We start from the raw sequence: 25858 nt of genomic DNA on the forward strand, positions 1-25858 counted from the left end.
GCTCCAGTTGTTCTTTCAGTGTCCGAATTCGTCTGAGTCCAGCCGCGGCGGCGCGCCCGTGTCCAGGGCATCAATGCCGGCCATTTCCGCCTCGGTGAGGGCAAAGCCGAAGACATCAAGGTTTTCGCGCTGCCGCCGGTCGTCGGCGGACTTGGGGATGGCCACCCGGCCGGACTGGACCTGCCAGCGGAGCACCACCTGCGCCGGCGTCTTGCCGTATTCCGCGGCGGGACCTGTGACGGCAGGGGCCGAGAGGAAACCCCCGTTGCGGCCCAGCGGGCTGTAGGCGGCAGTCGCGATGCCGTGCTCACGGTGGAAGGCCAGCTGGTCCTGCTGCCGGTGTTCGGGATCGATCTGCACCTGGTTGACCGGGACTTCCAGGCCGGCCGCCTGCAGTTCCCGCAGATGGGCGGGCTTGAAGTTGGAAACACCCCAGCACCTGATCAGCCCCTCCTCGGCCAGCCGGGTGAGCCCCTCGGCTGCCTCGACAAACCGGCCGTGGGCAGGGTTCGGCCAGTGAATCAGGAAGAGGTCCAGGTACTCGGTGCCGAGCCGGCGGATTGCCGCGCCGAAGGCCTCGCGCACGCCCGTCCTGCCGTGCCACTGCTTATTGAATTTGGTGGTGAGGAACAGCTCCCCGCGGGCAATGCCGCTGCGGCGGATCCCCTCCCCCACGGCCTCCTCGTTGCAGTAATTTTCCGCCGTATCGATATGCCGGTACCCGTTGCCGATCGCCCGGGCCACGGCATCGGCCGCCTCCTCGCCGGTCATCGGCCAGGTGCCCAGCCCGATGAGGGGAATTACGACGCCGGGTGCCAGTTCCGCCGTCGTGCTTTCCTCTGTTTTTTGGCTCACTGGGTTCCTGCTTTCTGGAGGTGGCCCGCCGCCTGCAGCACCGTGTCGGCCGCCTCCTTGAGCTTCCGTGCCCAGCCCAGCTCTCCCAGGCGGGCCACCGTGCTGTCCGACGGCACCTCGACGCTCACGGCACGATCAGCGGGAAAGACGTTGACCATGGCGGCAAGGTCAAACCCGCCCTCGCCCGGAACACCGCGTTCCGAGCGCGACTCCGCCACCAGCGCCGCGCGGTCGGCCGGACGCTGTGCCGGCCCGTCGCACAGCTGCAGCAGCGGCACCAGGTCGAGGTTCGCCTCGAGGTCCTGCCACTGCGCGGACCCCGGGACCGCCCCGAAGCGGTTCAGATGGAGCGCGTCCAGCACGACGTTGCAGCCCGAGGACCGGGCCAGAGCCACCGCGGCGGGAATGGAGTTCACCGCCTGGTAGGAGATGGGCTCTAAGGTGGGGACGACGCCGTAGCTGCGGCCGTCCTCGGTCATGCGGGCCAGTGTGTCGGCAAGGCGTCCGGTGTCGGGGTCGGACGCGGCCACCGTCAGGGATGCCGCGCCGAGGGCCTGCCCGGCCTCCAGCATGGCAAGCCAGGCATCGCGCTGGTCAGTGCCGTCCAGCAGCAGGAACTCGATGTCGCGGACCGCGACGCCGGTGTCGGCCATCCGGGCCAGGGTCTCCCTCAACATCGGCGACCCGGGCTGCAGGTCATAGGGCCGCTCAGTGGGTGTGACCGGCCGGACGCGGGCGCCGATGAAGTCGAAACGGGCTTCGGCGGCGATGGCCACCAGCTGCGGCGGGGCGGTGTTAAGGAGGGACAGCTGGGCCAGGCCCAGCGGGCGGCGCGGTGCGCTCATGATGCTGCTCCGTTCATGCTGAGTTCTACGGGACGGGCGGGCTCCGCGGCTGGCGCTGCGGGCTCGATGGCGAGAGCCGCCGGCTCGGCGCCAAGCGCAGCGGCGATGCGCTGCGCTGCGTCGTAGCCGCTCTTCACTGCGTTGGAGGCGATGGCGGGGGTCCGGTCCACCACGGTTCCGGCCAATGCCACCGGCACACCGGCCGTCCGGGTCAGGTCGGCCTCGTGGTCCGCCGCGGGAACGGAGCCGTCCAGCGGCAGCACCGAGCGGGAGACCAGCAGCGGGCCCGGAGCGTCCAGCCATTCCGGGCCGGACCCGTCTCCGGCCCCGTCCGGGAACGTGCCGGCAATCCGGATGCGGCCGCCGTCGTATTCCTCGATCGTGGCACCCAGCCGGATCCGGACCCGCGGATTCTGTTCGAGCCGCGGAACGGCAAGGATCTTTGCCCGCCGCCCGGATTCCGGCGCGAGGACCTCCTGCGGCCCCACCAGCAGCACGGCGGCGCCGCGGTCCGCGAGGGTGTCGGCCAGGCTCATCGCCACGGAGTCCGCACCCCAGATGGTCACGGCTTCCGGGACGTCGCCCCCGGCCGGACTATCGGAGCCGAGCACCCCGGGGTGGGCGGCGAGCCAGTCCCGGACGTCCGTCACGCCGGGCAGGTCTGCGCCAAGGAAGTCTGCCCCTGGCCGGGTCCCGCCGGTGGCGAGGACGACGGCGTCGGCCCCGGTTTCCTGGACCAGTGCACCCACATCCCGGGGATCCACCCGCGCGGCCAGGCGGACGTCAATGCCTAACCTGTCATTCTCCTTTGCGGACCAGTCGGTGAACCGGTGGAAATCCGGCGTCGACTTCATCCGTTCTGCGAGGGCGAGCTGCCCGCCCAGCCGGGCGCCGTCGTCGAACACGGTCACCTGTGCACCTGCCTGGGCCAGTTCCCGGGCGGCGGTAAGGCCCGCGGGTCCGGCGCCCACGACGGCCACCCGGGTGCCGGGCCGGACGGCCGGCGTCGGAACGGGGACCCGCGAGCGCCCGACCGCGGGGTTGACGGTGCACGTGACCTGCCCCTGGCCGAGGGTGTCGATGCAGACGTTGCAGGCGATGCAGGGACGGTAAGCCTCGCCGCGGAGCACGCCGCCCACAAAGGCGGGGTCAGCGTGGATGGCGCGGGCCAGGCTGACGAAATCACAGGCACCGCCGGCGAGGACCTCCTCGATGACGGCCGGCGAGTTCAGCCGTCCGGCCATGCCCAGCGGAAGGCCGAACTGCCGGTACGCCGCGGCGTAGTCGCGGAGCAGGCCGGGCTTCCACTCGCCGGGCTGCACGATCCATTCTCCGGCGTCGTAGCTGCCGGCGGACAGGTCGAGGAAGTCAAGCTGGTCCAGGTGTGCCTTGGCCATGATGGCCACCTGGCGTTCTGCGCTGATGCCGTCCGCCGGGCCCTCGACGACGGACACCCGTACCCCGACAATCGCGTCCGGCGCGGCCCCGCGGACGGCGTCGATGACCAGGTTCAGGAAGTGCTCCGGCGCGGCGAACTCATCCGTGCGGTGGTTGGAGATGGGGGACATGAATTGGTGGATCAGGTAGCCGTGGGCGCCGTGGATGTTGATCACGTCGAAACCCGCTGCCACGGCCCGGTGGGCGGCCGCGGCGTACGACTGCACGAGGTCGTGGCATTCTCCGGCCGTCAGTTCCCGCGGAATCTCCCCGCCGGCCACCGCGCACGGCACCGGCGACGGCGCCACGTTCTGGTGCCCGGACACCGCCGTCTGCGCGGTCCGGCCGCCGTGGTTAAGTTCGACGGCGGCCAGCGTACCTTCGGCGTGCAGCGCATCGGTGAGCCGGCGCAGGCCGGGAATCATCGCGTCCGTGTGCAGGCCGAGCTGGTGGGTGCGGCCCTTGCCGTCTGCCCGGACGTATGTGGCTTCGGTGGTGACCAGTCCGAGGCCTGCCCGGGCACGGGTGACGAGGTAGTCGATGTACTGCTCGGTGATGTGCCCGTCCGTGGTGCCGTAGTTGCGTTCCATCGGAGCGGAGGCGAGCCGGTTGCGGAGGGTCCGCGGCGTGCGGCCGTTCCGGCCGAGGGTGAGCGGGCGGGCGGCGTGGCGGGTTTCGTGCTCCGTCATGGCTAGCCTGCCGCTTCCGCAGGAACACGGGTTCCGGCTGAAACCTCGGCCGGAACCTGGACGCGGCTCGGAGCCTCAACATCAGCGAAGCGGACGGGGCGCCCGGTCCGCGCGGATTCGTAGACCGCCAGCAGGATGCGCAGCGATTTCAGGGCGTCCTTGCCGGTGATGGCGGGCTCCGTGCCGGCGTCCAGGGCCTGCACGAAATCGCGGACCTGGCTGGTGTGGTGCGGAATCAGCTGGCCGTTGATGGTGGAGAGGTCAATATTCGGTTCGACGCCCTCGGGATGGACGGGTTCCACGGTGATCTTCTCCCCCACGGCCCACAGGTCCAGCCGGCCGTCGCTGCCCTCGGGGAACTCCGTGAGCGATGCCGAGGCACCCGTTTCGCCCGTGATCCGCAGCTGGATGCCCAGGTTGGGGGACACCGCCGTCGACGCCTCCAGGGTTGCCATGGCTCCGGAGGTGAAGGTGATGACCGCCGTGGCCGAGTCCTCCACCTCGATGTAGTTACCGTGCCGGTACGTGTTGACCTTCCCGTAGACCTCCGCCACGTCGCCGAGATACCACTGCAGCAGGTCGATCTGGTGGATGGCCTGCGTCATGAGCACGCCGCCGCCGTCGTTCTCCCAGGTGCCGCGCCACGCGTCCCGGTTGTAGTATTCCGGCGCGCGGTGCAGCATCACGGAGCACTGGGCCATGAGCGGCCGGCCCAGCGTTCCGTCGTCGATCGCATTCCGGATCTTCTGGGCTGCAGGCCAGAAGCGGCGCTGGAACAGCGCCCCGAACTGCACGCCGGCCTCCTGGCACGCCGCGACCATCCGCTCGGCCGAGTCCAGCCGGGTGGCAATCGGCTTTTCGCACAGCACATGCACGCCGGCCGCCGCTGCCTTGAGCACCACCTCCTCATGGGTCGGGTGTGGCGTGCAGACCGAAACGATGTCCACGCCCAGCGCCAGGAGCTCGTCCACGGTGTTCACCGCGTTCGGCACGTCCCAGTTCCGGGCGGTGGCGCGTGCCCGGTCCGGGTCGATGTCGCACACCCCGACTACCTGCACATTGTCCAGGGCGCCGAAGGCCTCGAGGTGGTTGCGGGAGATGGCGCCGCAGCCCACGATTCCGGCTCGGTACGTGCGGGGGGCGGTTGCTGGCGGGGTCATGGTTCCAACTTTCTTTTCTGTGTGGTCGGGGCCGCTGGTGAGTGGCGGGCGGGTGAGTGGCGGGGACGGGTGGCAGGCAGCAGGGTCTCAGACGGACGGGTCTCAGGCGGACGTTCGGTGTTCCCGAGGCAGGCCAAGCTCCTCGAGCGGGGTTTTGTGGGTTTCGCGGGCCGTGGCGATGGCGATCGCGGAGACCGCCAGGCAGGCCACCGTGAAGACTGCCACCGGGATCCAGCCGCCGGGTCCCGGCTGGGCCAGGACGGTGGCGATGGCCGGTGCGAAGCCGGTGAGGATCAGGCCCACCTGGCTGCCGATGGCCATTCCGGAGTAGCGGACCGGCGCCGGGAACATCTCGGGGAAGAAGACCGTCCAGACACCGTTCCAGCAGGAGTAGAAGACGGACATGTTCAGGAACCCGAAGACGAAGATCATGGCGATGTTGTGCTCGCTGATGGCCCAGAAGTAGCCGAACGAGGTGACGGCGCAGCCGAGGGAGCCCACCAGGAGCACCTTCTTGCGGCCGAACCGGTCGGAGATGATTCCGGCCAGCGGGATGGTGAACATGGACAGGCCGATGGTGAGCGCGTTGACCGTAAGCATGAGGGTCCGGTCCAGGCCGATGCCCTTGCCGGTGGCGTAGGCCAGGGCATAGACGGTGAAGGTGGTCTGCATGACGGAGAACAGCATCACGAGGGCCACGCGCAGGACGTCGCGCCACTGCGTTTTCAGCACCTCGGCCGCCGGAATGCCCTTGGGCTTCTTCGTTTCCACGGTCTCTTCGAAGACGGGTGGCTCGTCCAGCCGGGTGCGGATCCAGTAGGCGACCAGCAGCACCACGGCGGACAGCCAGAACGGGATGCGCCAGCCCCAGCCCAGCAGCTGTTCCTCGGGGAGGGCGGCGAGCGGGATGAACACCACCGTGGAGAGCACCATGCCGGACGCGTAGCCGGTCATCACGAAGCTGGTGAAGAAGCCGCGGCGTCCCTCCGGGGAGTGTTCCATGGTCAGTGTGGACGCGCCCGCGGCCTCGGCGCCGGCGGAGAATCCCTGCGCCAGCCGGCCTGCCAGCAGCAGCGCCGTGGCCCAGTAGCCGATCTGGTCATAGGTGGGCAGGAAGCCGATGCCGATGGAGGCAACCCCCATGATCACCAGCGTGATCATCAGCGCCTGCTTGCGGCCGATCTTGTCCCCGAAGTGGCTCATGATGACGCCGCCCAGCGGCCGCGCCAGATAGCCGACGCCGAACGTGGCCATCGCACCGAGCAGGGCAACCACCGGGTCTCCGCCGGGGAAGAAGATCTTGGGGAACACCAGCGCTGCTGCGGTGCCGTAGATGAAGAAGTCGTAGTACTCCAGCGTGGAGCCAAGGAAGGAAGCCAGTGCGGCCTTCTTTGGGGTCTTCGCCGGAAGGCTTTCCGCGCGTTCGAGGACGGCGGCCTCCGCGACGGGGGTGGGGGGCTGGACGTGTCCCATAGGTTCTCCTCGTTGAGTTTCCAGGGCGGCCGCCACCTGCTGGCGGGGCCGAAGAGTTGGGCGTGCACCCTGTCCGGGTGGCTGTCGCTCTGGGGAAAAACACTAGGAGCAGGGAGAGGCGGCACGGGGAAACTTCCCGTTCAACGGGAAGCCGACTGGGGAACAAAGCCCCGGCTCAGGACCCTTGGAGCCAGGGCCTCGTGCCGTAGGGGCGGCGCTCTGCGCCCATGGTCCGGGACAGGCCGCGCCCTGCGGCCACCAGGACGGGAAGAACCACCTTGGGGTCCTCGTCCGCCGTCGGAATCACGACGGCGATCGCGCCGATCACGCTGTTGCCCTCACCAAAGACGGGGACGGCATAGGCGGTGTTTTCCTGCACCAGGACGCCGGCCATGCGGACGTAGCCGCGTTCCCGGGCCAGGGCGAGCTGGGCGCGCAGCCGCGCCGCGTCGGTCTCCGTGGTGGCTGTGGTCTTCTCCAGCGGCCCGGCCAGGAACCGCTCCTGCACGTCGCGCGGCATGTGCGCCATCATGGCCATCCCGGACGAGGTGTTGTGGATCAGGAGCCGGCCGGCCACGGCGGCAAGATTGGTGGCGGTGCCATGCCGGTCCAGCTGCTCCAGATACAGCACGGTGCCGGAACCGACGTCGGGAATGGAGAGTGAGACCTGTTCCCGGACGGCGGCGTGGACTCCTTCGAGGAACGGAAGGCCCCGGCGTCGGAATTCCTCCAGCGGGTTGCTGCGGGACGCCAGCTCCCACATCTTCATGCCAACGCCGTAGTCACCGGCCTCGCTGCGGTTCAGCAGCCCGCTGTCCACAAGGTCATTGGCCAGCCGGTGCGCGGTGCTGCTGGACATGCCCGTGGCCCGGACCAGTTCGCTCAACGACATCCGCGGCCGGCCCTTCGAAAAGGCGTCGAGGATTTTCACCACGCGCTGGATGACGGATTCGCCGGAGGGCGAGTTGGCCATCAGGCCCGCCGCAGCCCGGACGCGTCCCCGCCATAGTCCAGGCCGATCTGCCGGGCAGCCTCCTGCAGGCGCGGCACCACGGACTTTTCGATGTCCTCGGCAGACGACCGGTGCGTCTGCAGGGAAACGTTGACGGCCGCCACCACGTCATGGCCGCGGCACACCGGCACCGCCACCCCGCGCAGCCCCTCCTCCAGTTCCTGCGACACCATGGCCCACCCCCTGGACCTGGCGCGGTCAATCTCCGCCCGCAGCTGCTCGGGGCTGCCAACGGAGTGCTCGGTCAGTTTTTGCAGCCTTACGGTGTCGAAGAAGGACTGGAGCTCCGTCTCAGCCAGCGCCCCGAGCAGCACACGCCCCATGGAGGTCGCCCACGCCGGGAACCTGGTTCCCACGGTGATGGTCACGCTGAGGAGCCGGGGCGAGGGCACGCAGGCGACATACACGACGTCGGCGCCGTCGAGAATGCAGAGGGACGTGGTTTCGTTCAGCTCCGCAGCGAGGGATTTCAGGTGCCGGTCCGCGATGGCGGGCAGCTCGAGGTTGGCCAGGAAGGACCGGCCGATCTCCAGCGAACGGGCCGTCAGTTCGAAATGCGCCCCGTCCGCCCGCAGGTAGCCGAGGTCTGCCAGGGTCAGGAGGAACCGGCGGGCGGAAGCCCTGGTGGTGTCGGCGGCCGCGGCCACCTGGGACACGGTCAGCCGGGGCTTGTTCGGGGTGAAGGCCCGCAGCACGTCGAACGCCTTCTCGACCGATTTCACGAAGTAGGCCGGCTGTTCGTCCATGAGCTCCCTGCACCTCAAGCTGCGCGCTGTTCCTGACCTACCAAGAATACGGGCCGGTATCCGGCAGGGCGCAGGGGACAAACAACGGATTGTGAGTCAGTTCACTCTGCGCTATCCTTTTTCTAGTCGCATATCGTACGCTTGTTCGCGATACGCACAAATCCAAAAATTCGGACCCCGTCTTTCAGTGCGGAAGGACCCCCTGCAATGACCGATCTCGCCCCCACTGCCACCGCTGCGGCGAAGCAGTACCAGCTCAAGCGCGCCAAGAAGGCCGCCCTAGCCGCCTTCCTGGGCGGCGCGCTGGAGTACTACGACTTCTTCATCTACGCCACAGCGGCGTCACTGGTCTTCTCCAAGATCTTCTTCCCGTCCGGCGACCCCACCGTCGCCCTCATCGCTTCCTTTGCCACCTTTGGTGTGGCCTACGTGGCACGGCCCTTCGGCGCCGTCGTCTTCGGCCACCTGGGGGACAAGATCGGCCGCAAGAACACGCTCGTGCTGACCCTCGTGCTGATGGGATCGGCCACCTTCCTGATCGGCGCACTGCCGGACTTCAACTCGGCCGGCTACTGGGCGCCCGCCCTGCTGGTGGTCCTGCGCCTCATGCAGGGACTGTCCGCCGGCGCGGAAACGGCTGGCGCTTCTGCCCTGTCCACCGAGGAAGCACCTGAAGGACGCCGCGGCTTCTTCGCCAGCTTCGCCATGAGCGGCATCTCTGCCGGCATCGTCCTGGCCTCGCTCGCCTTCCTTCCCGTGGCGGCCATGAGCGAAGCCGACCGCCTCGCCTGGGGCTGGCGCATCCCGTTCTGGCTCTCCCTCGTGGTGCTGGTGGTCGCCTACCTGGTACGGCGCTCCCTCGAGGAGCCCGAGGTCTTCGAGGAAAAGCATGATCACGGCGAACTGGTGAAGCTGCCGTTCGCCAAGATGTTCAAGACCCACCCGGCGCAGTTCTTCCAGGTGGCGCTGATGTCCTTCGAAACCGTCACCAACACGTTCATGCAGTCCTTCGGCCTCGCATATGCCGTGTCCGTCGGCGTCCCGACGTCGACCATGCTGTGGGTGAGCATCCTGGGCAACGTCATCGCCATGTTCAGCCAGCCACTGCTGGCCCGGCTCTCAGACCGCTTCGGCCGGCGTCCGGTGTTCATCGCCGGCGTGCTGGGGTCCGGACTGATGATCTTCGTTTACTTCTCCGTCATCTCCACCGGAAACATCCCCATGATCTTCCTCGCCAGCACGGTCATCACCGCCGGGACGTACTCCATGTCCAACGCGATCTACCCGGCCTGGTTCTCCGAGCTGTTCAACGTCAAGGTCCGCTACTCGGGCATGGCCATCGGACTGCAGGTCGGCATCCTCTGCGCCGGCTTCACCCCACTGCTGGGCACCGCGCTGGTCGGCGCCGACAAGGCCAACTGGGGCCCCGCCGCCTGGATCGTCGCGGCGTCGTCCCTGCTGGCTGTGGCCGGCGCGTACTGGGCCCGCGAAACCCACAAGACCCCGCTGCGGGAACTGGGCAACCCGGTCCGATAACCGCGAACGAGCAGATAGTGCCCTCAGATTGCTAATTTGAGGGCACTGTCTGCGAGTTCGGCATCCGCCATTTCGGGGCACAGGAGGAACTGCATGGAGCTACGGCAGATCGAGGCTTTCCTTGCCGTGGCCGAGGAACTGCACTTCGGCCGGGCAGCGCACCGCCTCCGCATGGCCCAGTCGCCGCTGAGCCAGACCATCCGGAAGCTTGAGAACGAGCTCGGCTCAGATCTGTTCGAGCGCAACACCCGCTCGGTGGCCCTGACGACGGCGGGAGTCGCCTTTCTTCCCCATGCCCGCCGGATCATCGACGAACTTGATCTGGCCCGCCGTTCCGCCGTCACCGAACCCGGCACGTTCTACGGCCGGCTCAGCATCGGCTTTTCGGGGGCGCTGAACCACCGGACCCTACCCCCGCTGACCCGGGCCCTCCGCAACCGCTACCCTTCCCTGGACCTCACCCTCACCGGCGGCCTGCTGACCCAGGATGCCGTGCAGCAGCTCCGGAACGGGTCGCTGGACCTGGCGTTCGTCGGACTGCCGCTGGATGCCGGCGCCCTGGCCACCCGCCCTATCGCCCTCGAACAGCTGGGCGCCGCCGTGCCGGTGGACCATCCGCTGGCCGAGCGGCCGGCCATCGGGCTCGCCGAACTGTCCGACGACGGTTTTGTCACGATGCGCGCGGCGCAGGGATCCACCCTCCGCGAGGGCATCTTTGCGGCCTGCGCGGCCGCAGGGTTCCGGCCCAGGGTGGCGCAGGAGGTCACCGACCCGTACACCGCGCTGTCGCTGGTGGCCGGCGGCGTCGGGGTGAGCCTGATGCCCGCCTCCGTCGCCAGCATCATGCCCGGCGGGACCGTGTTCATCCCGCTGACCGGCACCGCGCCGCTGCTGGAGTCGGGCGTCGCCTGGAACCCGGCCGGCATCTCCCCCGCCCTGGCACTTGCCCTGGCCGTCGCCGAGGAAGTCCTCCCCACGCCGACCGGCTGAGGCGCCCGGCAGGCGGAGGTACCAACCCGGCCTCCCGCCGTCGTTCTTTATGTGTTTTCTGTACATACTCATTGACCAAATAAGTGTTGGACGCCGCACAATCCCGGTGGCGACGATGGAGGGGAACATCCGCCAGCTCAACGATGAGGACACACCCCATGGGAACATTCGCTGTCACCTACGCCTACTCCGCCGCCTCCTCCGCGGGACGCGACGAACACCGCCCCCGCCACGTCGAATTCCTGCAGGAGCAGTTCGACGACGGCCGGCTGGTGAAGAGCGGCCCGTTCGGGCCAGACGAGGATCCCGGCGCGCTGCTGATCATCGAGGCGGCCTCGAAGGCCGACGTCGAAGCACTGATGGACCAGGACCCGTTCTACCGCAACGGCTTGGTGGAGCAGCGCAGCATCCGGCAGTGGAATGTGGTCTTTGATACCAACGCCGGCGCCGGCACGGCGCGGAACTAGGGGCTCCTGATGCTGATCGCGCGCACAGTCGCCAGGGAGACCATCCGGTACGAGGACATTCCGGAGCCGGCCCTCGAGCCCGGCCATGCCCTGGTCCGCGTCCATAACGTCACCCTGTGCGGCACAGACCTGCACATCTGGGAGGACGACTATCCGGCCGGGCTGCCCGTCATCCAAGGCCACGAATTCGCGGGCGTCGTCGAGGCAATCGGCCAGAACGACGCCGGAATCCGCGCCGGTGACCGCGTTGCCGTCAGCCCGATGGTGTACTGCGGAGAGTGCCGGACGTGCCGCCTGGGCCGCTTCAACGTCTGCGAGAACATCGGCTGCATCGGCTGCTATTCGGACGGCGCGCTCGTGGAGCTGATCAGCGTGCCGGTGGAGAAACTATGCCCCGTGCCGGGCGGCCTGGAACTGGATCTGGCCGCCATGGCCGAGCCGGCGTCCATCGCCATGCAGGCGGTGAACCGGGGCCGGCCGTCGCCCGGCGAGACCGCCCTGGTGCTGGGCAGCGGTCCGATCGGGCTGCTCGCCACGCTGTACCTGACGGACCTCGGCGTGCGGGTCGTCTGTGCCGACACGGAGCCGGACCGGCTGGAGCTGGCCACCGCGTTTGGCGCGGTGGACACACTGCCGGTGAATCCCAGTGCCGATTTCCCCGCCGCGGACCAGAAAATCCGGCTGGATGCGCTGACGGATTCGTCAGGACCGGAGCTGGTCATCGAGGCCACAGGTGTTCCGTCCTCGCTGGAGAATGCCATCCGCCTGGTTGCGAGCGCCGGACGGATCGTGCAGGTGGGGATTTCGGCGCGGACCGCGTCCGTTCCGATGAACACCATTCCCTTCAAGGAGATCGATCTGCTGGGCAGCCGGAACAGCCTGAACCTTATCCCGGCGGGACTGGAACTGCTTGCCCGGCACCGGGACCAGGCCCGTGCGCTGATGACGCACCGTTTCCGTTTCGAGGACCTGCAACAGGCCTTCGAACTCACGCGGAGCCGGACCGAGCCGGTAGGCAAGATCGTGGTGGACATGCCAGCCGCGCAGTCCGACCGCTCGACGGAAACTGACGCGCTCACGGAGGCCCAGGCGTGAGCGTGGGTGGCGCGGCGGCCCCTTTGCTCACCCCCGTCCCCCGTCTCGCAGCGTCCTATGACGTGGTGGTCGCGGGCAGCGGCGCGGCCGGCCTGGTCGCCGCGGTCCGGGCAGCCGACGCCGGGCTGAGGGTGCTGGTGGCCGAGAAGGCACCCCTGCTCGGCGGCACCACGGCAGCGGGGGGCGGCGTGATGTGGGCACCGAACAACCACCTCGCCCGCCAGGCCGGATACCGGGACAGCCATGAGGACGGGGTCGCCTACCTCACCGAGGCCGCCGGGCACGTGCTGACTCCAGCGGAAGTGGAGTGGTACGTCCGGACGGCACCGCGCGCCGTCGCGTATCTCGACGGCGAAACCCGGCTTTCCCTGACACCGATCACCCGCCCGGATTACCACATGGAATGGCGCGGTGCGGCCGACGGCGGACGCGGCCTGGACAACGGCACCTTCGACCCGTCAGGGTACCCGGGCCTCGCGGAGGCGATCCGTCCGTCGTCGTATTTTCCGCTGCTGACCATGACCGAACGGGACCAACTGAACGGACGGGCGGCAGATCCGGAGTTGCTGGCCCGTCGCGCCGCCACGGGTGTGCGGACCATGGGCGGGGCCCTGGTGGGGTCGCTGCTGGCGAGCGCGCTGGACCGCGGCGTGGAGATTGCGGTTTCCGCCCCCGTTGAGGACCTGGCCCGCGATGGGGACAAATGGAACGTGACCATCGGCGGTGCCGGAGCCGGCAAGACCCTGTCCGCGGCCGCCGTCGTTCTCGCCTCCGGCGGCTTCGAATGGAACCCGCGGCTCCGCCGGGCGTTCCTGCCGTTTCCCGTGACGCCCATCAGCGCGCCGTCCAACGAGGGCGACGGCCTGGAGCTGGGGCTGAAGGCGGGCGCCGCCGTGGCGGACATGACCGCCGTCTGGGGAGTGCCGGTGATTTCCGAGGTGGCGCACGAGTACGACGGCGTGCGTTCCGGCCGGATGGGGAACGTGGAAATGACCCTCCCGGGCTCCATCACCGTGAACGCGGCTGGGAAGCGGTTCGTGAATGAGGCGCTGAACTACCACGATGCCAGCCGCGTGTTCGCCTCCGTTGATCCACACACAGGTCGCCAGCAGAACAACCCTGCATGGCTCGTGTTCGATGCGGCGTACCTGGCGAAATACCCGGTGGCGGGCTCGGCCGCGGGCTCTCCGGCTGACTGGATGACGGCCGCAGATTCGCTGGAGGAGTTGGCCGGCAAGGTCGGCGTCGACATTGCAGGGCTGGCTGCCACGGTGGCCAGGTTCAACTTGGATGCGTCGAAAGGAGTAGACACGGAATTCCACCGCGGTGCCACGCCGCAGGACCGCTTCCTGGGCGACGCCGCCATCACGCCCAACCCGTGCCTGGCACCTTTGACGACGGCGCCGTTTTACGCCGTCGGGATTTCCGCCGGCGTGCTAGGAACCTCCGGCGGCCTGGACACCGACTTCTACGGCCGCGTCCTCGACCGGCACCGGCAGCCGATCCCCGGACTCTATGCGGCGGGCAACGTCTCCGCGGGCGTCTTCCGCAACAACTACCCCGGCGGCGGAGCTACATTGGGCTCGGCCATCACCCGTGCGTTCGCAGTAGGAGAGCACCTCGCCGGCACCCTCTAACCGCGCCCACTAGCACGGAGTTTTGTCCATTTATCGCGACTTCCGGGGCGTTCAGCGGCCATTACCTGGACAAAAACTCCGAACGCGCGCAGACCGTCATTTGGCGAGCTGGGCCGCTCCGAAGGAAACACTGAACTGGACGCACCACAGATCCACCGACTTGAACCTGGCCAGGTCAAGCTCGTCGGGGAGCGCGTAGACTTGGTTGCCCTGGTTTCCCTTGATCACGCCTAAGTCGTAGTATTCGGCGGAGCCGGCCGTGAACCAGCCCGCCGTTCCCTCCACTGCGTCCGCGGCGCTGAGCCAGACGTGAACATCAGGACCGTTGGACGTGTCGAGATTCTCCAGCGTCAACACGCGCTTCCCGCCGGGCTGCTGAATTATTCGGACTGTTCCTGTGGTGGCGTGTTCGTGGCTGATGAGCGAGCCTACGGCCAGTTGAACCCGACCCCCAGGCACCGTGGTTGCAGTTCCGGAGGACGGCTTCGCGGTGGCGGAAGAGACAGCCGGCGACGCTGCAACTGTGGGCAGCTGCTCATCCACCCGCACGTCGACAAACAGAAGCCACGGCTTGAACAAAGCCAGTCCCAATGCCAGCACCACGGCACCCACAGCGGCGGCAATTAACCAACGGCGCTTGCGGGTGCGGGCCTCCATGCTGCAAATCTACACCCGCCGTCGAGACGAATTTTTGTGACTTGTCGCGAATTAAAGGGCGTTCAGAGGCTGGACAAGAACCCGGAACCGAAAGGGGGGTTAGCCGACCCGGGGCATCGGCTGCCCCGCCGAGATCGGGGCGGAAATCGCGGCGGGACGCTTTGCCGGATGGGACTGCAGCCAGGCCGGGATCCGCTCTGCCGGCAGCGGCTTGCTCCACAGGTAGCCCTGCGCGAGGCGCACACCCAGCCGGCGGAGTTCGGCCAGCTGGACGGCGGTCTCCACGCCTTCCGCCACCACATCAAGCCGCAGGCTCTCCGCCATGCCGAGCACCAGTTCGATGATCGTGGCCCCGTGCGGGTCGGTGCCCAGCTCCTCGACGAAGGTACGGTCGATCTTAAGGGTGCGGGCCGAGAGCCACTTAAGGTAGCTCAGCGACGAGTAGCCCGTGCCGAAGTCATCAATGGACAGGCCCACTCCAAGGCGTGCCAGCCGCTGCAGGGTTTCCTTGGGCAGATCCGGCTGGTCCATGAGGACGGTTTCGGTGATTTCCAGGTGGACAGCGGCGGGGTCGATGCCGGTGTCGCGGATGGCCGCCTCCACGATGTCGGGAAAGTCGCAGGCCACGAGCTGGCGGCCGGAGATATTCACTGCCGCCGTGAAGTTCTCCGCCCCCGGGACCTGCCTGCGCCACTGCTGCACCTGGCGCAGCGCCTCGCGGAGCACCCAGGCACCGATTGGCAGGATCAGGCCCGTCTCCTCGGCAATGGGGATGAAGGCATCCGGCATGATCGGGCCGTGCTCGTGGTGGTGCCAGCGCAGCAACGCCTCAAACCCAACAGCCTCCTCGGTGGAAACGCCGATGATCGGCTGGTAGTTCAGTGAAAGCTCATTGCGTTCCAGCGCCAGCCGCAGGTCGGATTCGAGGTCCAGGCGCCCGGTGGCGCGTCCGGTCATGCGCACATCGTAAATCGCCGACGAATCACCGCCCGCCGACTTGGCCCGGTACATGGCGGCATCGGCTCCCTGCAGCATCGATTCTGCGGTGTCCTCCACGTCCGCCAACGCGATGCCCACGCTGACGTTGAGGTAAATCTGCCGGCCATCCACATCGAACGGCTGCCGGGTTGCATCCCGGATCCTTTCGGCCACGGCCTGGGCCCCGCTCATCTGCAGATTCTCGCAGATCACCACGAATTCGTCGCCGCCAAACCGGCCCACCGTATCGCTACTCCGGACGGCGGTCTTCAACCTCTGCCCCAGCTGCACCAATATCGTGTCGCCGGCGCCGTGGCCGATGCCGTCATTGATCAGCTTGAACCTGTCGACGTCGACGAACATCACCACCGGGCGGGCGGTTCGGTCGAGGAACCCCTGCAGGACCTCGGTGACCATGTACCTGTTCGGCAGGCCGGTCAGGGCGTCATGGCGCGCCTGCCACTCCAGGATCTGTTCCGCGTTCTTCCGGTCTGTGATGTCCAGGACGGTGTCGAGGAACCGGATCGGCTTGCCGTCGGCGCTCTTCATGCTCCTGATGCGTGAGTGAAGCCACCGCTGTTCGCCGGTGGGCCGGATGATCCGGTACTCGAAGTCGGCGAAGCCAAGTCCGTGGTCCAGGCGTGCCCACACTTCGCGGACGCGGTCGCGGTCATCGGGGTGCGTCCGGGCCAGGATGGTTTCCCTGTCCTTCGGGCCGTCTGCGGGCATTCCCAGGATCCGGTCGAATTCCTCCGAGTGCCACGTCTCGCCGGTGGCCACCGTGTGCTCGACGCTTCCAACGTGGGCCATCTCCTGGGCAGCCAGCAGCCGCTCGCGTTCGGCTTCGGCCGCGGCTTTCAGTCGCTGGATCTCCGTGATGTCCCTGGCAATGGCGGACGCCCCCACCCGGATGCCGTCCTGATCGTAGACGGGGGACACTGTCAGTTCGACGTCGATCACCGACCCGTCCTTGCAGCGCCAGCGGGCCTCCACACCGGTAACAAACGCCCCGTTCCCCGAACGGGAGGTGACTTCCGTGCCGAAGTAGGCGCCGTCGTCGGCGGTCACCAGCCCATGAGTTTGCCCCACGGCCTCCCAGGAGCTCCAGCCGAGCATCCTCGCCGCCCCCGCATTCCAGCTGGTGATCTTGCCGGTAAGGTCGGCGCCGATGATGGCATCGCCGGAGGATTCGACCATGGCCGAGAGCCTGCGCAGGATGGCCTCGGTGTGCTTGCGGTCCGTGATGTCCTTTGAAATCGCCACGACCGCAACGGGTACGGTATGCCTGCCTCTGATTCGGCTGACTGTCGCATGGACCGGAAACTCCCGGCCCGTGCTGTGGCGGACCCACAGTTCGCCGGCCCAGTCCCCGCCGCGGGCCACCCGGTGCGCGATTTCCAAGTCCGTGGCAGTTTGGCCCCGCTCCTTGGCACCGTCCACGATGCCCAGGTCCGTGATCTTCAGTCCCAGCGCTTTGTCCGGGGCCAAACCGTACAACCGCTCCGACGCGCGGTTCCAGTACGTTATGCGCCAGTCGCCGTCCATCCCGATCACCGACTGGCCGATCTCGTCCAGCAGCAGCGATTGCATCACTAGGTCGTCGCGATGTTCCCCAGCCATAAACCCCTCCGACAGGTGCTCCCCCAATGGCAGCGCGCTAAGGCACTCGGACCGTTTGCTTAGGAACCGTGCTGGAAGTAAATCAGTAGGCTGTGTTTCCCGCAAGGGCATCGGCTACGTGGCGGCCTCCGCCTCCGCAAGCCGGATCATGCGCAGCTCATCCCGCACCGCACTGGAAGGCCAGTGGGCACCGGTCAATTCCATGAGCCGAGCAGGACCGGCGCCCGGGAAAAGCTTGTCCATCAGCCCTGCCGCGTGCAGCAGTCCAATCAGCGCAACAGTTCTGGCGTCCGACGCCGATCCGTTCAGTACGCTTTCGATCCTCGCCAGAAGTGCCGCCTCCGGAGCATGGTCCTTCTCCGGATAGCGGGTGGTCCTGAAGACGCCAAGATGCTTTTCGCCTACATGGCTCACGACGCCGAGAGCCGCCATCCCCTCATAGACACGGTGCAGTTCGGCGCGGCTTTCCAGCATGGCGACCCACCGCCGCGGACTGTGCGGCCGTGACTTCTCGTGGATCAGCTCCCACTGGTGCTGGAAGTCAGATTGCGGCGGGGCGCCGGTGGCCCTTACGTGCTTTCCCTGCAGCTGGATTGCGCCCAGCAGATCCAGCTCGGCCAGGATTGCGCCGGCCAGGCCTGCTTTGAGCTCGCTCTGCGGCACCTCCGGCTCTCCGTCCTTGTCATTTGTCGCCAGAAGAAGGAACGCCTGCGGAAGGTTCAGCTCCCCGGCGCCCGGATTTTCGGTGGTCATACCTTCATGGTGGCGCGGCCCACGCCATCGCTGCAATGGACGGTCGGGACCGCGGATTTTAAGGCCGGAACCCGAAACCACTTTTCGCAAAGGAAATTGCAGAGTAGATTAGTTGCAATCTGCCTTGCAAAGTGATCTGCGTTACAGATCATCTGCGCGCCACCGGTCCCGTTCAGGAATGAGGTCCGACTTGAGCCCCGATACCGCCCGGCTGGAAGCCAGCGCAGGAACCGGTGCCGTCCCCGATTCCCACACCTGGCTGGGTGACGCGCTTCCGGACGTACCGCTGTCTAAGGCACAGAGCCGGGTGGTCGATGTGATTGCGCGCAACCCGCAGCTTTCCTCGTATGCGGACATCGCGGAGATCGCCCAGCGGGCCGACGTCAACAATTCGACGGTGGTCCGCGCGGCCCAGCACCTGGGCTACCGGGGCTGGCCGGACCTCCAGCGGGAACTGCGGTCCCGCTACCTGGTGATGATCTCCACCGAGGACACCCTGACCGAGCACGGGGAACACCGCAGTCCCCTGCATGACGCGCTCACCCACGACATCGAGAACCTGCGCCTGACCCTGGACTCCAACACGGCCGACGAGGCCGAGGCAGCTATCGCCACCATGGCAGCGGCGAAGTCCATCATCGTCCTGGGACTGGGTTCGTTCGCCGGCCCCGCCAGCGTGATGGCGCACTTGGGCTCGACCATGGGGTACCCCATCACCCTTGAGAACCGCGGCGCGGTCCACCTCGCCTCCAGCGCCAACGCCCTTGGACCGGGCGACGTCCTGGTGGTCATCAACATGTGGCGGTCCATGCGGCAGATCATCATCACCGCCGAAGCCGCGAAACAAGCCGGCGCCAAGGTCATCGCCATCAGCGACATGCGCCGCGGCCGCCTGGCAGCCGTCGCGGACCACCTCCTGGTGGTGGCCTCTGAGGGGATCTCCTTCTTCCAGTCCGTCACCGCCGCAAACTCACTGGTCTACGGCCTGCTGGCAGGCATGGAGGCCGCGCACCCCGAGCGCAGCCGTGCAGCCATCCGCCGCACGCAGCAGCTGTGGAAAGACCTCGACATCTACCTCGACTGACCACCCACGCCCCAACTGGACCCCGCATACCTTTTTCCAGGAGACACTTCATGAACACCAGCACCGAACGCCGCATCGCCGTCATCGGCCTCGGAGCCATGGGCGGGGCGATGGCCGCCACGCTCCACAAGGCGGGCTGGGAGGTCACCGGCTTCGACCCCTCCGAGGCAGCACGGACCGCCGCGTCCGACGCCGGCATCGCCGCCACCGCCCGCGTGGAAGATCTCGCCGGTACCCCCTACGCGGTACTCTCACTGCCCGCGGCCAGCGTCGTGGAGTCCACCGTTCCCCAGCTTCTGGCATCACCGGGAACCGTCGCCATCATCGACACCACCACCTCCGAGCCGGCAACCAGCAAGCAGATGGCCGAACTCGCCGAGGCGCAGGGCGCAGCGTTCGTCGATGCCCCGGTCTCCGGCGGCCGCGACGGCGCATCAACCGGAACGCTGAGCGCCTTCGTCGGGGCAACGGATGCGGCCCTTGGCGCCGCCGAACCCGTTCTGCTGGCACTCACCGGTGGCAAGTACAACCACATCGGCGGACCCGGCAGCGGCAACGTCGTCAAGCTCCTCAACAACGTCCTGGCCGCTGCCAACCTGGTCTCGGTGGGCGAGGCCCTGGGAGTCGCCAAGGCCTACGGCATCGACCCGGCCAAGGCGGCAGCAAGCATCAGCGAAGCCTCCGGCGGCAGCAAGGTCTCCGCGAACATGTACCCCAACTGGGTGCTCTCCGGAACCCACGACTCCGGTTTTTCGCTGGGGCTCATGGCACGCGACGCCGCGCTCGCCGTCGACGTCGCCGCCCAGATCGGCGAAAAGCCGGCGCTGCTGGCCGCCGTCGCCGGCCAATGGCAGGAAGCCCTGGCGGCCCTCGGGCCGCGCGCGGACTTCACCGAGATCGCGCGGACCGTTGCCCCTGCCATCACCCGTGCCGGCGCGCCCGGCACCACAAACGGCACCGCAAACGGCACCACCGCCGTCGCCTGACGGCTCCTTCAGCACAACGACCCCCAACACAGAGGACCACCACATTGAGCACCACCACAGCACCCACCTCCTCCTCGGCGGCCACCGCCCGGGCCGTCCTGGACGCAGCATTCCCCGCCGGCGTCGGAGTATTCCTTGACGGCAGGACAGTCACCGGCAGCGGGGAGAACATCACCCTCACCGCAGCCGCCACCGGGGAACCGTTCGCCACCTACGCCGACCCCGGCGCCGAGGGCGCCAACGCCATCCTGGAAAGCTCAGTCGCCGGGGCGAAAACCTGGGGCGAAATGAACGGGTTCGAACGGGCAGCCATCCTCCGCAACGTCAGCCGCGCCGTTGGAGCGCACGCGGAGGAACTGGCCATCCTCGAATCGGCCACCACCGGAAAGCCCATCCGTGATGCCCGGGTTGAAGCCGCCAAGGTCGCCGAGATGTTCGGCTACTACGCCGGCTGGGCGGACAAACTGACCGGCCAGACCATCCCCGTTCCCGGCCCGTGGCACACCTACACCGAACGCGTCCCCTGGGGCGTCGTCGTCGCCATCACACCGTGGAACGCGCCGCTGTTCACCGCCGGCTGGAACTCCGCCGCGCCGCTGGCCGCGGGCAACGCCGTGATCATCAAGCCCAGCGAATTCACGCCGGCCTCCACCATCCGCCTCGCCCAGCTGGCGCACGAGGCGGGCCTGCCGGCGGGTGTGTTCAACGTGGCGGCGGGGCTTGGCCAGACCGTGGGCGCGGCGCTCACCAGCGACCGGCGGGTCGGCAAGGTCAGCTTCATCGGCTCCGTCCCCACCGGCCGCCGGGTGGCCGTGGCCGCCGCGGAGGCCGGCATTCCCGCGCTGCTGGAACTTGGCGGCAAGAGCGCCAACATCGTTTTCGCGGACGCGGACCTGGAACGGGCCGCCGACGGCGCCATCGCGGCGATCTTCTCCGGCGCCGGGCAGTCATGCGTGGCCGGGTCGCGGCTTCTGGTGGAGCGCAGCGTTCACGCCCAGTTCGTGGAGCTGGTCGCCGCCCGCGCGGCGAGGCTGCGCGTCGGCGACCCGCTGAGCGCGGACACCGAGGTGGGACCCATCATCACGGCCCAGCAGTTCGCCACCGTCACCTCGCTCATCGAGGCCGGAATGAACGACGGCGGACGCCGGGTCACCGGTGGAACGCTTCCCGACGCTCTGGCCGGGTCGCCGCTGGCCGGAGGCCACTGGGTCATGCCCACCCTGCTCGACGGCGTGACGCTGCAGAACACGCTGGAAACCACGGAGGTATTCGGGCCCGTCGTCGGGGCCGATGCCTTCGACACGGAGGCGGAGGCGATTGCCCGGGCCAACAACACGAACTTCGGCCTGGCCGGTGCGGTGTGGACCTCGGATGTTTCCCGCGCGCACCACGTGGCACGCGAGGTGAAGGCCGGCACGTTCTGGATCAACTCCTACAAGACCATTCACGTCGCGGTTCCGTTCGGCGGTTTCGGGGACTCCGGCCACGGCCGCTCCTCCGGCCCGGGCGTCCTGGACGAGTATACGCAGACCAAGGCCATCTGGGTGCCGACCCGTGCAGCGGGCGCCCCCTTCCCGTCCCTCTCCTACTAGGGAAGGCATGTTCATGGAAGTCACGGATATGGAGACCCTCCGCACGACACTTGCCGAGGGAGTCAGCAGGTGGAAACCACGGGTGCAGGAGTTGGCGCACCAGATCCACGCATTCAAGGAGGTGTCCTTCGAGGAGGTCCGCTCGGCCGAAGCGATAGCAGACCTGCTGGCCGAGGGCGGCTTCGAGGTGGAACGCGGCACGGGCGGCCTTCCCACGGCCTTCACCGCCACCGCCGGAAGCGGCGACCTGACGGTCGCGCTGTGCGTGGAATACGACGCACTCCCGGACATCGGACACGCGTGCGGGCACAACCTGATCGCCGGCACCTCCGTGGGTGCCGCCCTGGCTCTGCAGCCCTTCGTGGATGAATTAGGAATCACCCTGAAGGCCATCGGGACGCCGGCGGAGGAACACGGCGGCGGCAAGGCGCTGCTGCTGGAGCGCGGCGCGTTCGACGGCGTCAGCCTCGCCCTCATGGTCCATCCGGTCCAGGACGGGGTGACCTACAACCCCGCGGGCACCAGCGCCCAGGCCGTCGGCCGGTACCGGGCGACGTTCACCGGACAGGCAGCCCACGCGGCGGCAGCCCCGCACCAGGGCGTGAACGCCGCGGACGCCGCCGTGCTGAGCCAGGTGGCCGTCGGGCTGCTGCGCCAGCAGATCCCCGGCGACCACCGCATCGCAATGTATGTCGCAGAGGCCGGTCACGTCACCAACATCATTCCGGAACGGGCGGTGGTGGAGTTCGAATGCCGGGCCTTCACCCTGAGGGAATACGAGGCACTGCTGGAGCGGGTCCGCCGCTGCTTCGAAGGGGCCGCCCTGGCCACCGGCACCACGCTGGCCATCGCGGACACGGAACCCCTCTACGAACCGCTGATCCAGGACGACGCCCTGGCGGCCCACTGGACCGAGGCCATGGTGGTGTTTGGCAAGGACACCTCCCCCTCGGCCGGCATCAGCGGCGGCTCCACGGACATGGGCAACATTTCCCAGGTCATCCCCAGCCTGCATCCCTGGCTGAGCATTCCCGGTGCGGACGTGCCCATCCACTCGCACAGCTTTGCAGCACTTGCAGACTCCCCCGCGGCCTACGCCGTGATGCACGAGGCCGCCACCGCGCTGGCCTGGACGGTCGCCGCCGCGGCCACTACCCCCGCCGAAAGGGCACGCCTGATCAAAGCGGCTTACCGCCGCCAGACGGTCACACAGGAAGGCACATCATGAGCACCAGCAGAACACCCGTGCGGACAGACAGGGCTGGTACCCGGCTGACGCTTCCCATCGCCGCCCTGGCCTTTGTCATTGCCCTGGCGGTCCAGCTGATCGGACAGGCCAAGATCGACGTCGGCATCGGCGCCATAGTCATCTTCCCCATGGTCTGGGGGCTCATCCTCGGGCTGCTCGTCTCGGTCCAGAAGTTCAAGCCGCTGGGCCTGGACCTGCAGCGGGTCGCCGCCGCGCTGGTGGGCGTTGCCGTGCTGCTCCTGGTGGCCAGGCTCGCGTTCAACATCGGGCCCAGCCTTCCCACCCTGCTCAAGGCCGGGCCGGCGCTGCTGCTGCAGGAGGTGGGGCACCTGCTGGGCACCATTGCACTCGCCCTCCCGCTGGCCGTGCTGCTCCGGATGGGCAAGGCGACGGTCGGTGCCACGTTCTCCCTTGACCGGGAACCGTCCTTTGCCATGGTCTCCGAAAAGTACGGCCCCGACTCCGACCAGTACCGCGGCGTCCTGGCCATGTACGTTTTCGGAACCCTGTTCGGCGCCGTGTACATCACGCTGCTGACATCCCTCGTATCCAACTGGAAGATCTTCGACCCCCTGGCCCTGGCCATGGGTGCAGGCGTGGGGTCCGGGTCCATGATGGCCGCGTCCTCAGCAAGCATCATCGCCGCCTACCCCGGCGACCAGGAGGCCATCCTTGGCATGGCGGCCATCTCCAACCTGATCACCACCATCCTCGGCGTCTACGTCGGCATCTACCTCGCCCTTCCGCTGGCGGATCGTTTCTACAGGGTGCTCACCCGCGGGCAGACCCGGGAAGAGGCTGCGGTCACGGCCGGCGCCGCGCCGCAGCGTGCGGACACCCAGCGCAGCGCTGCCGCCACCCACCGCGCTCCTGATACGGAGCTCGGCGGCGCCGACACCGCACGGGATGCAGCCCAGGCCGAGGAAAACCGGCGGTTCCGCGAGCGTGTGGCCGAATCGTCGGCGGCCATGCACCTGCCGCTGTGGCTCTCCCTCTTGGTCCTCACCGTCCTCGGCATCGGCACCGCTTCGGTGGCGGCCAAGGGATTCAGCCTGACCATCGTCGCCGGGTACGCAATCATGCTAGCCCTCGTTCTGGTCAGCATTGCCCTGGCCAGGCTCACCAAGAAGATCTCGGCGATCGTCTACATCACCACCATCGGCGCCTACATCTCCAGCCCGTGGTTCTTCGGTGCCGCAGCACTCGCCGGGCCCATCAAGTCGGTCGACTTTCTGTCCATCGCCACGGTCATGCTGACCCTCGCCGGCCTGTCCCTGGGCAAGGACATTCCGCTGCTGAAAAACATCGGCTGGAAGATCATCCCGGTGGGCCTGGTGGCCGTCACCGCATCGTTCCTGCTGTCCACCGTCATCGCGGAGTTCGCCCTCGGCCTGTGGCACTAACGCCCTAACGCACAAAAGGAAGCGGACGACGGCAGGCCCTCCCGCCGTCGTCCGCTTCCTTTGTTTTTGCCTCTTGTCAGCGCAACCGCTACATGAGTATGGTGCGGCCAGCCGGACTTTCGGCCACGCCGGGTCTTAGGCAGTGCCGGCAGTTTGGCATTACAGCGCGGCGCCCCAAACGGCGCCGCCGTCAGGGGCCATGACGCGCGCAATCCTGGCCCCGTAAATCCAGGCGCCCGCTCACCGCGCCGGCACGGCCACGGGCGACGCAGGACGCCACGCTTCCGCTCACTCCACCCTTTATCCAAGGGAGAACCAGATGTTAGGCACCACAAGCCGCCTCGCCGCCGTCGCTCTCGCCGCCGGTCTCATGGGCATCGCCGCCCCCGCCCACGCGGCCCCCGCGACACTCGTTAGCGCGGGGGCCGGAATCCTCGTCGCAGACGGCGCCGCCGTCGATATTCCGGTGACCTTTGTCTGCGACACCGATCCCACCCTGCTCATCGCGGTACCCGTCATCCAGCTCACTCAAAGAGTCAGCGACGGACGGATAGCCGGCGGCTTCGGAAACGAACAGCTCAGCTGCACCAGGCAGGCCCAGACCGTCACCATTCGTGTAGTTCCAAACATGATGGCGTTCAACGAAGGCACGGCCGCGGCCACCATCGTTCTGCAAAGCTGCAACGCGCAGTTCCAGTGCTCCGTAGAGGTCATCAACACCGAGGTGAAACTCGCCAAGGGCACAGCTTCCGGGATCGTGCCCCAGAGGTAGGGCTAGGAGAGTTCCAGCTCGCGGACGACGCCCGCTCCGTCATGCGGCGCCCTCAAGGATCTTGACCCGTGGCTGCACGGAGACGTACTCCCCCTTGAAGAAAAGGAGGGGATCGACGTCGGAACGGGCGCCCAGGGCGTGGACGGCGGCCACCACGATGGTGTGGTCGCCGCCGTCGTACTCCTGGTGCAGCTCGCAGTCCACCCAGGCCAGGGCGCCGTCGAGGACAGGGCTGCCGAGGGGCGATGGCGAGTGGTCAACACCGGCGAACTTGTCCGCACCGGGCCGCGCGAACTGGGCCGCGAGGTGCTGGTGGCCGGCCGGAAGGACGTTGACGGTGAAGCGGCCCGCAGCACGCAGCAGCGGCCAGGTGCTGGAGGTCCGTGCCGGGCTGAAAGTCACCAGCGCCGGCTCCAGCGAGAGCGACGCAAAGGACTGGCAGGTGAACCCGGCAGGGCCGTTCTCGGTGGCCGCGGTGATCACGGTCAGGCCCGTTGCGAAGTGGCCCAGCACGTTGCGGATCCGGCGCGGGCTGAGGTCTGAGAGTTCCGTCATGGCGAGTCCTTTCGAAGCGTGTAGACCCAATCAAGCACCTTGCTGCGCGCTTCCCAACCCCGGCTGCAACGAACTGACGCGCACTGAAACGCAGCTTCACCGGCCGAAGCGAGGCGTAACAAAACCGGCCAACTTCCTGTGCCCGGGTGGACAGGAACGGTCTGCAAAACCGTTGACGCGTTCGAATCCCGCCATCACACCCGGGAATAATTCCGAATTTGCGGAAATACCATCGCTCAAAGTCCGCAAATAGGGAATCATGGTGTC

22 protein-coding genes are annotated in these 25858 nt (G+C 67.8%); 11 read left to right on the forward strand and 11 right to left on the reverse strand.

Annotation, left to right across the window (positions count from 1 at the left end):
- Positions 1-15: 15 nt before the first annotated feature.
- The 7 genes from G9E11_RS19140 to G9E11_RS19170 form a co-directional block, all read right to left on the reverse strand.
- Positions 16-855, reverse strand: coding sequence for an aldo/keto reductase (locus G9E11_RS19140; protein ID WP_190608762.1), 840 nt, complete (start codon positions 853-855; stop codon positions 16-18).
- Entirely contained in the window at positions 852-1700 is an 849-nt protein-coding gene (locus G9E11_RS19145) for a sugar phosphate isomerase/epimerase family protein (RefSeq protein ID WP_190608765.1), read from the reverse strand. The genes G9E11_RS19140 and G9E11_RS19145 overlap by 4 nt, the downstream gene beginning before the upstream one ends.
- Positions 1697-3826, reverse strand: a complete 2130-nt coding sequence (locus G9E11_RS19150; RefSeq protein WP_190608767.1) for an FAD-dependent oxidoreductase — start codon at positions 3824-3826, stop codon at positions 1697-1699. The genes G9E11_RS19145 and G9E11_RS19150 overlap by 4 nt, the downstream gene beginning before the upstream one ends.
- A gap of 2 nt (positions 3827-3828) precedes the next feature.
- Positions 3829-4986: a Gfo/Idh/MocA family protein gene (locus G9E11_RS19155; protein ID WP_190608769.1), complete on the reverse strand. Its 1158-nt coding sequence runs from the start codon at positions 4984-4986 to the stop codon at positions 3829-3831.
- A 102-nt stretch (positions 4987-5088) separates the two neighbouring features.
- A complete protein-coding gene (locus G9E11_RS19160; protein WP_190608772.1) occupies positions 5089-6459 on the reverse strand; it encodes an MFS transporter in 1371 nt (456 codons plus the stop codon).
- Positions 6460-6634: 175 nt separating this feature from the next.
- Complete coding sequence (locus G9E11_RS19165; protein WP_190608774.1) at positions 6635-7432, reverse strand: IclR family transcriptional regulator; 798 nt, start codon at positions 7430-7432, stop codon at positions 6635-6637.
- Positions 7432-8217, reverse strand: coding sequence for an IclR family transcriptional regulator domain-containing protein (locus tag G9E11_RS19170; protein WP_190608776.1), 786 nt, complete (start codon positions 8215-8217; stop codon positions 7432-7434). The genes G9E11_RS19165 and G9E11_RS19170 overlap by 1 nt, the downstream gene beginning before the upstream one ends.
- 207 nt (positions 8218-8424) lie before the next feature.
- On the opposite strand from G9E11_RS19170, the gene G9E11_RS19175 reads away from it, so the two are divergent.
- The 5 genes from G9E11_RS19175 (at position 8425) to G9E11_RS19195 (ending at position 13942) form a co-directional block, all read left to right on the forward strand.
- Positions 8425-9753, forward strand: a complete 1329-nt coding sequence (locus G9E11_RS19175) for an MFS transporter (protein WP_190608779.1) — start codon at positions 8425-8427, stop codon at positions 9751-9753.
- Between the two features lie 93 nt (positions 9754-9846).
- The gene (locus G9E11_RS19180; RefSeq protein WP_190608781.1) at positions 9847-10743 is read left to right on the forward strand and encodes a LysR family transcriptional regulator; all 897 of its coding nucleotides are present in this window, start codon (positions 9847-9849) and stop codon (positions 10741-10743) included.
- A 158-nt stretch (positions 10744-10901) separates the two neighbouring features.
- Complete coding sequence (locus G9E11_RS19185; protein WP_190608783.1) at positions 10902-11210, forward strand: YciI family protein; 309 nt, start codon at positions 10902-10904, stop codon at positions 11208-11210.
- Between the two features lie 9 nt (positions 11211-11219).
- The gene (locus tag G9E11_RS19190; protein ID WP_190608785.1) at positions 11220-12305 is read left to right on the forward strand and encodes an alcohol dehydrogenase catalytic domain-containing protein; all 1086 of its coding nucleotides are present in this window, start codon (positions 11220-11222) and stop codon (positions 12303-12305) included.
- Entirely contained in the window at positions 12302-13942 is a 1641-nt protein-coding gene (locus tag G9E11_RS19195) for an FAD-dependent oxidoreductase (RefSeq protein WP_311764421.1), read from the forward strand. Before G9E11_RS19190 ends, G9E11_RS19195 begins: the two co-directional genes overlap by 4 nt.
- Before the next feature lie 96 nt (positions 13943-14038).
- Here the strand turns inward: G9E11_RS19195 and G9E11_RS19200 are convergent, their stop codons facing one another.
- From G9E11_RS19200 to G9E11_RS19210, 3 genes are all read right to left on the reverse strand, one after another.
- Entirely contained in the window at positions 14039-14599 is a 561-nt protein-coding gene (locus tag G9E11_RS19200; RefSeq protein ID WP_190608788.1) for a DM13 domain-containing protein, read from the reverse strand.
- A gap of 99 nt (positions 14600-14698) precedes the next feature.
- Positions 14699-17197, reverse strand: a complete 2499-nt coding sequence (locus G9E11_RS19205; protein WP_190608790.1) for a sensor domain-containing protein — start codon at positions 17195-17197, stop codon at positions 14699-14701.
- Between the two features lie 114 nt (positions 17198-17311).
- On the reverse strand, positions 17312-17950 hold the full coding sequence (locus tag G9E11_RS19210) for a GOLPH3/VPS74 family protein (protein WP_190608792.1): 639 nt from the start codon (positions 17948-17950) through the stop codon (positions 17312-17314).
- 211 nt (positions 17951-18161) lie between these two features.
- Here G9E11_RS19210 and G9E11_RS19215 point away from each other — a divergent pair, with 211 nt between their 5' ends.
- The 6 genes from G9E11_RS19215 to G9E11_RS19240 all read left to right on the forward strand — a co-directional run bounded on the left by G9E11_RS19215 (position 18162) and on the right by G9E11_RS19240 (position 25036).
- Positions 18162-19034: a MurR/RpiR family transcriptional regulator gene (locus G9E11_RS19215; protein ID WP_246469079.1), complete on the forward strand. Its 873-nt coding sequence runs from the start codon at positions 18162-18164 to the stop codon at positions 19032-19034.
- Positions 19035-19084: 50 nt separating this feature from the next.
- A complete protein-coding gene (locus G9E11_RS19220) occupies positions 19085-20020 on the forward strand; it encodes an NAD(P)-dependent oxidoreductase (protein WP_190608797.1) in 936 nt (311 codons plus the stop codon).
- A gap of 44 nt (positions 20021-20064) precedes the next feature.
- Entirely contained in the window at positions 20065-21612 is a 1548-nt protein-coding gene (locus G9E11_RS19225) for an aldehyde dehydrogenase family protein (RefSeq protein WP_190608799.1), read from the forward strand.
- Between the two features lie 13 nt (positions 21613-21625).
- The gene (locus G9E11_RS19230; RefSeq protein WP_190608801.1) at positions 21626-22840 is read left to right on the forward strand and encodes an amidohydrolase; all 1215 of its coding nucleotides are present in this window, start codon (positions 21626-21628) and stop codon (positions 22838-22840) included.
- Positions 22837-24264 carry a DUF3100 domain-containing protein gene (locus G9E11_RS19235; protein ID WP_190608802.1) on the forward strand — a complete coding sequence of 476 codons (1428 nt, stop codon included), beginning with the start codon at positions 22837-22839 and terminating at the stop codon, positions 24262-24264. The genes G9E11_RS19230 and G9E11_RS19235 overlap by 4 nt, the downstream gene beginning before the upstream one ends.
- 319 nt (positions 24265-24583) lie before the next feature.
- Positions 24584-25036: a hypothetical protein gene (locus G9E11_RS19240; RefSeq protein ID WP_190608805.1), complete on the forward strand. Its 453-nt coding sequence runs from the start codon at positions 24584-24586 to the stop codon at positions 25034-25036.
- Between the two features lie 39 nt (positions 25037-25075).
- Here G9E11_RS19240 and G9E11_RS19245 read toward each other — a convergent pair whose 3' ends face one another.
- A complete protein-coding gene (locus G9E11_RS19245) occupies positions 25076-25591 on the reverse strand; it encodes a flavin reductase family protein (protein ID WP_190608807.1) in 516 nt (171 codons plus the stop codon).
- Between the last annotated feature and the right edge of the window lie 267 nt (positions 25592-25858).

The sequence above is a fragment of the Arthrobacter ipis genome (assembly GCF_014694315.1).
GTDB lineage: Bacteria > Actinomycetota > Actinomycetes > Actinomycetales > Micrococcaceae > Arthrobacter > Arthrobacter ipis.

Coding starts and splice junctions, on each gene's coding strand:
- G9E11_RS19160 (WP_190608772.1), bottom strand. CDS start 6,459: ATGGGACACGTCCAGCCCCCCACCCCCGTCGCGGAGGCCGCCGTCCTC.
- G9E11_RS19185 (WP_190608783.1), top strand. CDS start 10,902: ATGGGAACATTCGCTGTCACCTACGCCTACTCCGCCGCCTCCTCCGCG.
- G9E11_RS19235 (WP_190608802.1), top strand. CDS start 22,837: ATGAGCACCAGCAGAACACCCGTGCGGACAGACAGGGCTGGTACCCGG.
- G9E11_RS19155 (WP_190608769.1), bottom strand. CDS start 4,986: ATGACCCCGCCAGCAACCGCCCCCCGCACGTACCGAGCCGGAATCGTG.
- G9E11_RS19245 (WP_190608807.1), bottom strand. CDS start 25,591: ATGACGGAACTCTCAGACCTCAGCCCGCGCCGGATCCGCAACGTGCTG.
- G9E11_RS19150 (WP_190608767.1), bottom strand. CDS start 3,826: ATGACGGAGCACGAAACCCGCCACGCCGCCCGCCCGCTCACCCTCGGC.
- G9E11_RS19170 (WP_190608776.1), bottom strand. CDS start 8,217: ATGGACGAACAGCCGGCCTACTTCGTGAAATCGGTCGAGAAGGCGTTC.
- G9E11_RS19210 (WP_190608792.1), bottom strand. CDS start 17,950: ATGACCACCGAAAATCCGGGCGCCGGGGAGCTGAACCTTCCGCAGGCG.
- G9E11_RS19240 (WP_190608805.1), top strand. CDS start 24,584: ATGTTAGGCACCACAAGCCGCCTCGCCGCCGTCGCTCTCGCCGCCGGT.
- G9E11_RS19190 (WP_190608785.1), top strand. CDS start 11,220: ATGCTGATCGCGCGCACAGTCGCCAGGGAGACCATCCGGTACGAGGAC.
- G9E11_RS19230 (WP_190608801.1), top strand. CDS start 21,626: ATGGAAGTCACGGATATGGAGACCCTCCGCACGACACTTGCCGAGGGA.
- G9E11_RS19180 (WP_190608781.1), top strand. CDS start 9,847: ATGGAGCTACGGCAGATCGAGGCTTTCCTTGCCGTGGCCGAGGAACTG.
- G9E11_RS19220 (WP_190608797.1), top strand. CDS start 19,085: ATGAACACCAGCACCGAACGCCGCATCGCCGTCATCGGCCTCGGAGCC.
- G9E11_RS19205 (WP_190608790.1), bottom strand. CDS start 17,197: ATGGCTGGGGAACATCGCGACGACCTAGTGATGCAATCGCTGCTGCTG.
- G9E11_RS19200 (WP_190608788.1), bottom strand. CDS start 14,599: ATGGAGGCCCGCACCCGCAAGCGCCGTTGGTTAATTGCCGCCGCTGTG.
- G9E11_RS19165 (WP_190608774.1), bottom strand. CDS start 7,432: ATGGCCAACTCGCCCTCCGGCGAATCCGTCATCCAGCGCGTGGTGAAA.
- G9E11_RS19175 (WP_190608779.1), top strand. CDS start 8,425: ATGACCGATCTCGCCCCCACTGCCACCGCTGCGGCGAAGCAGTACCAG.
- G9E11_RS19145 (WP_190608765.1), bottom strand. CDS start 1,700: ATGAGCGCACCGCGCCGCCCGCTGGGCCTGGCCCAGCTGTCCCTCCTT.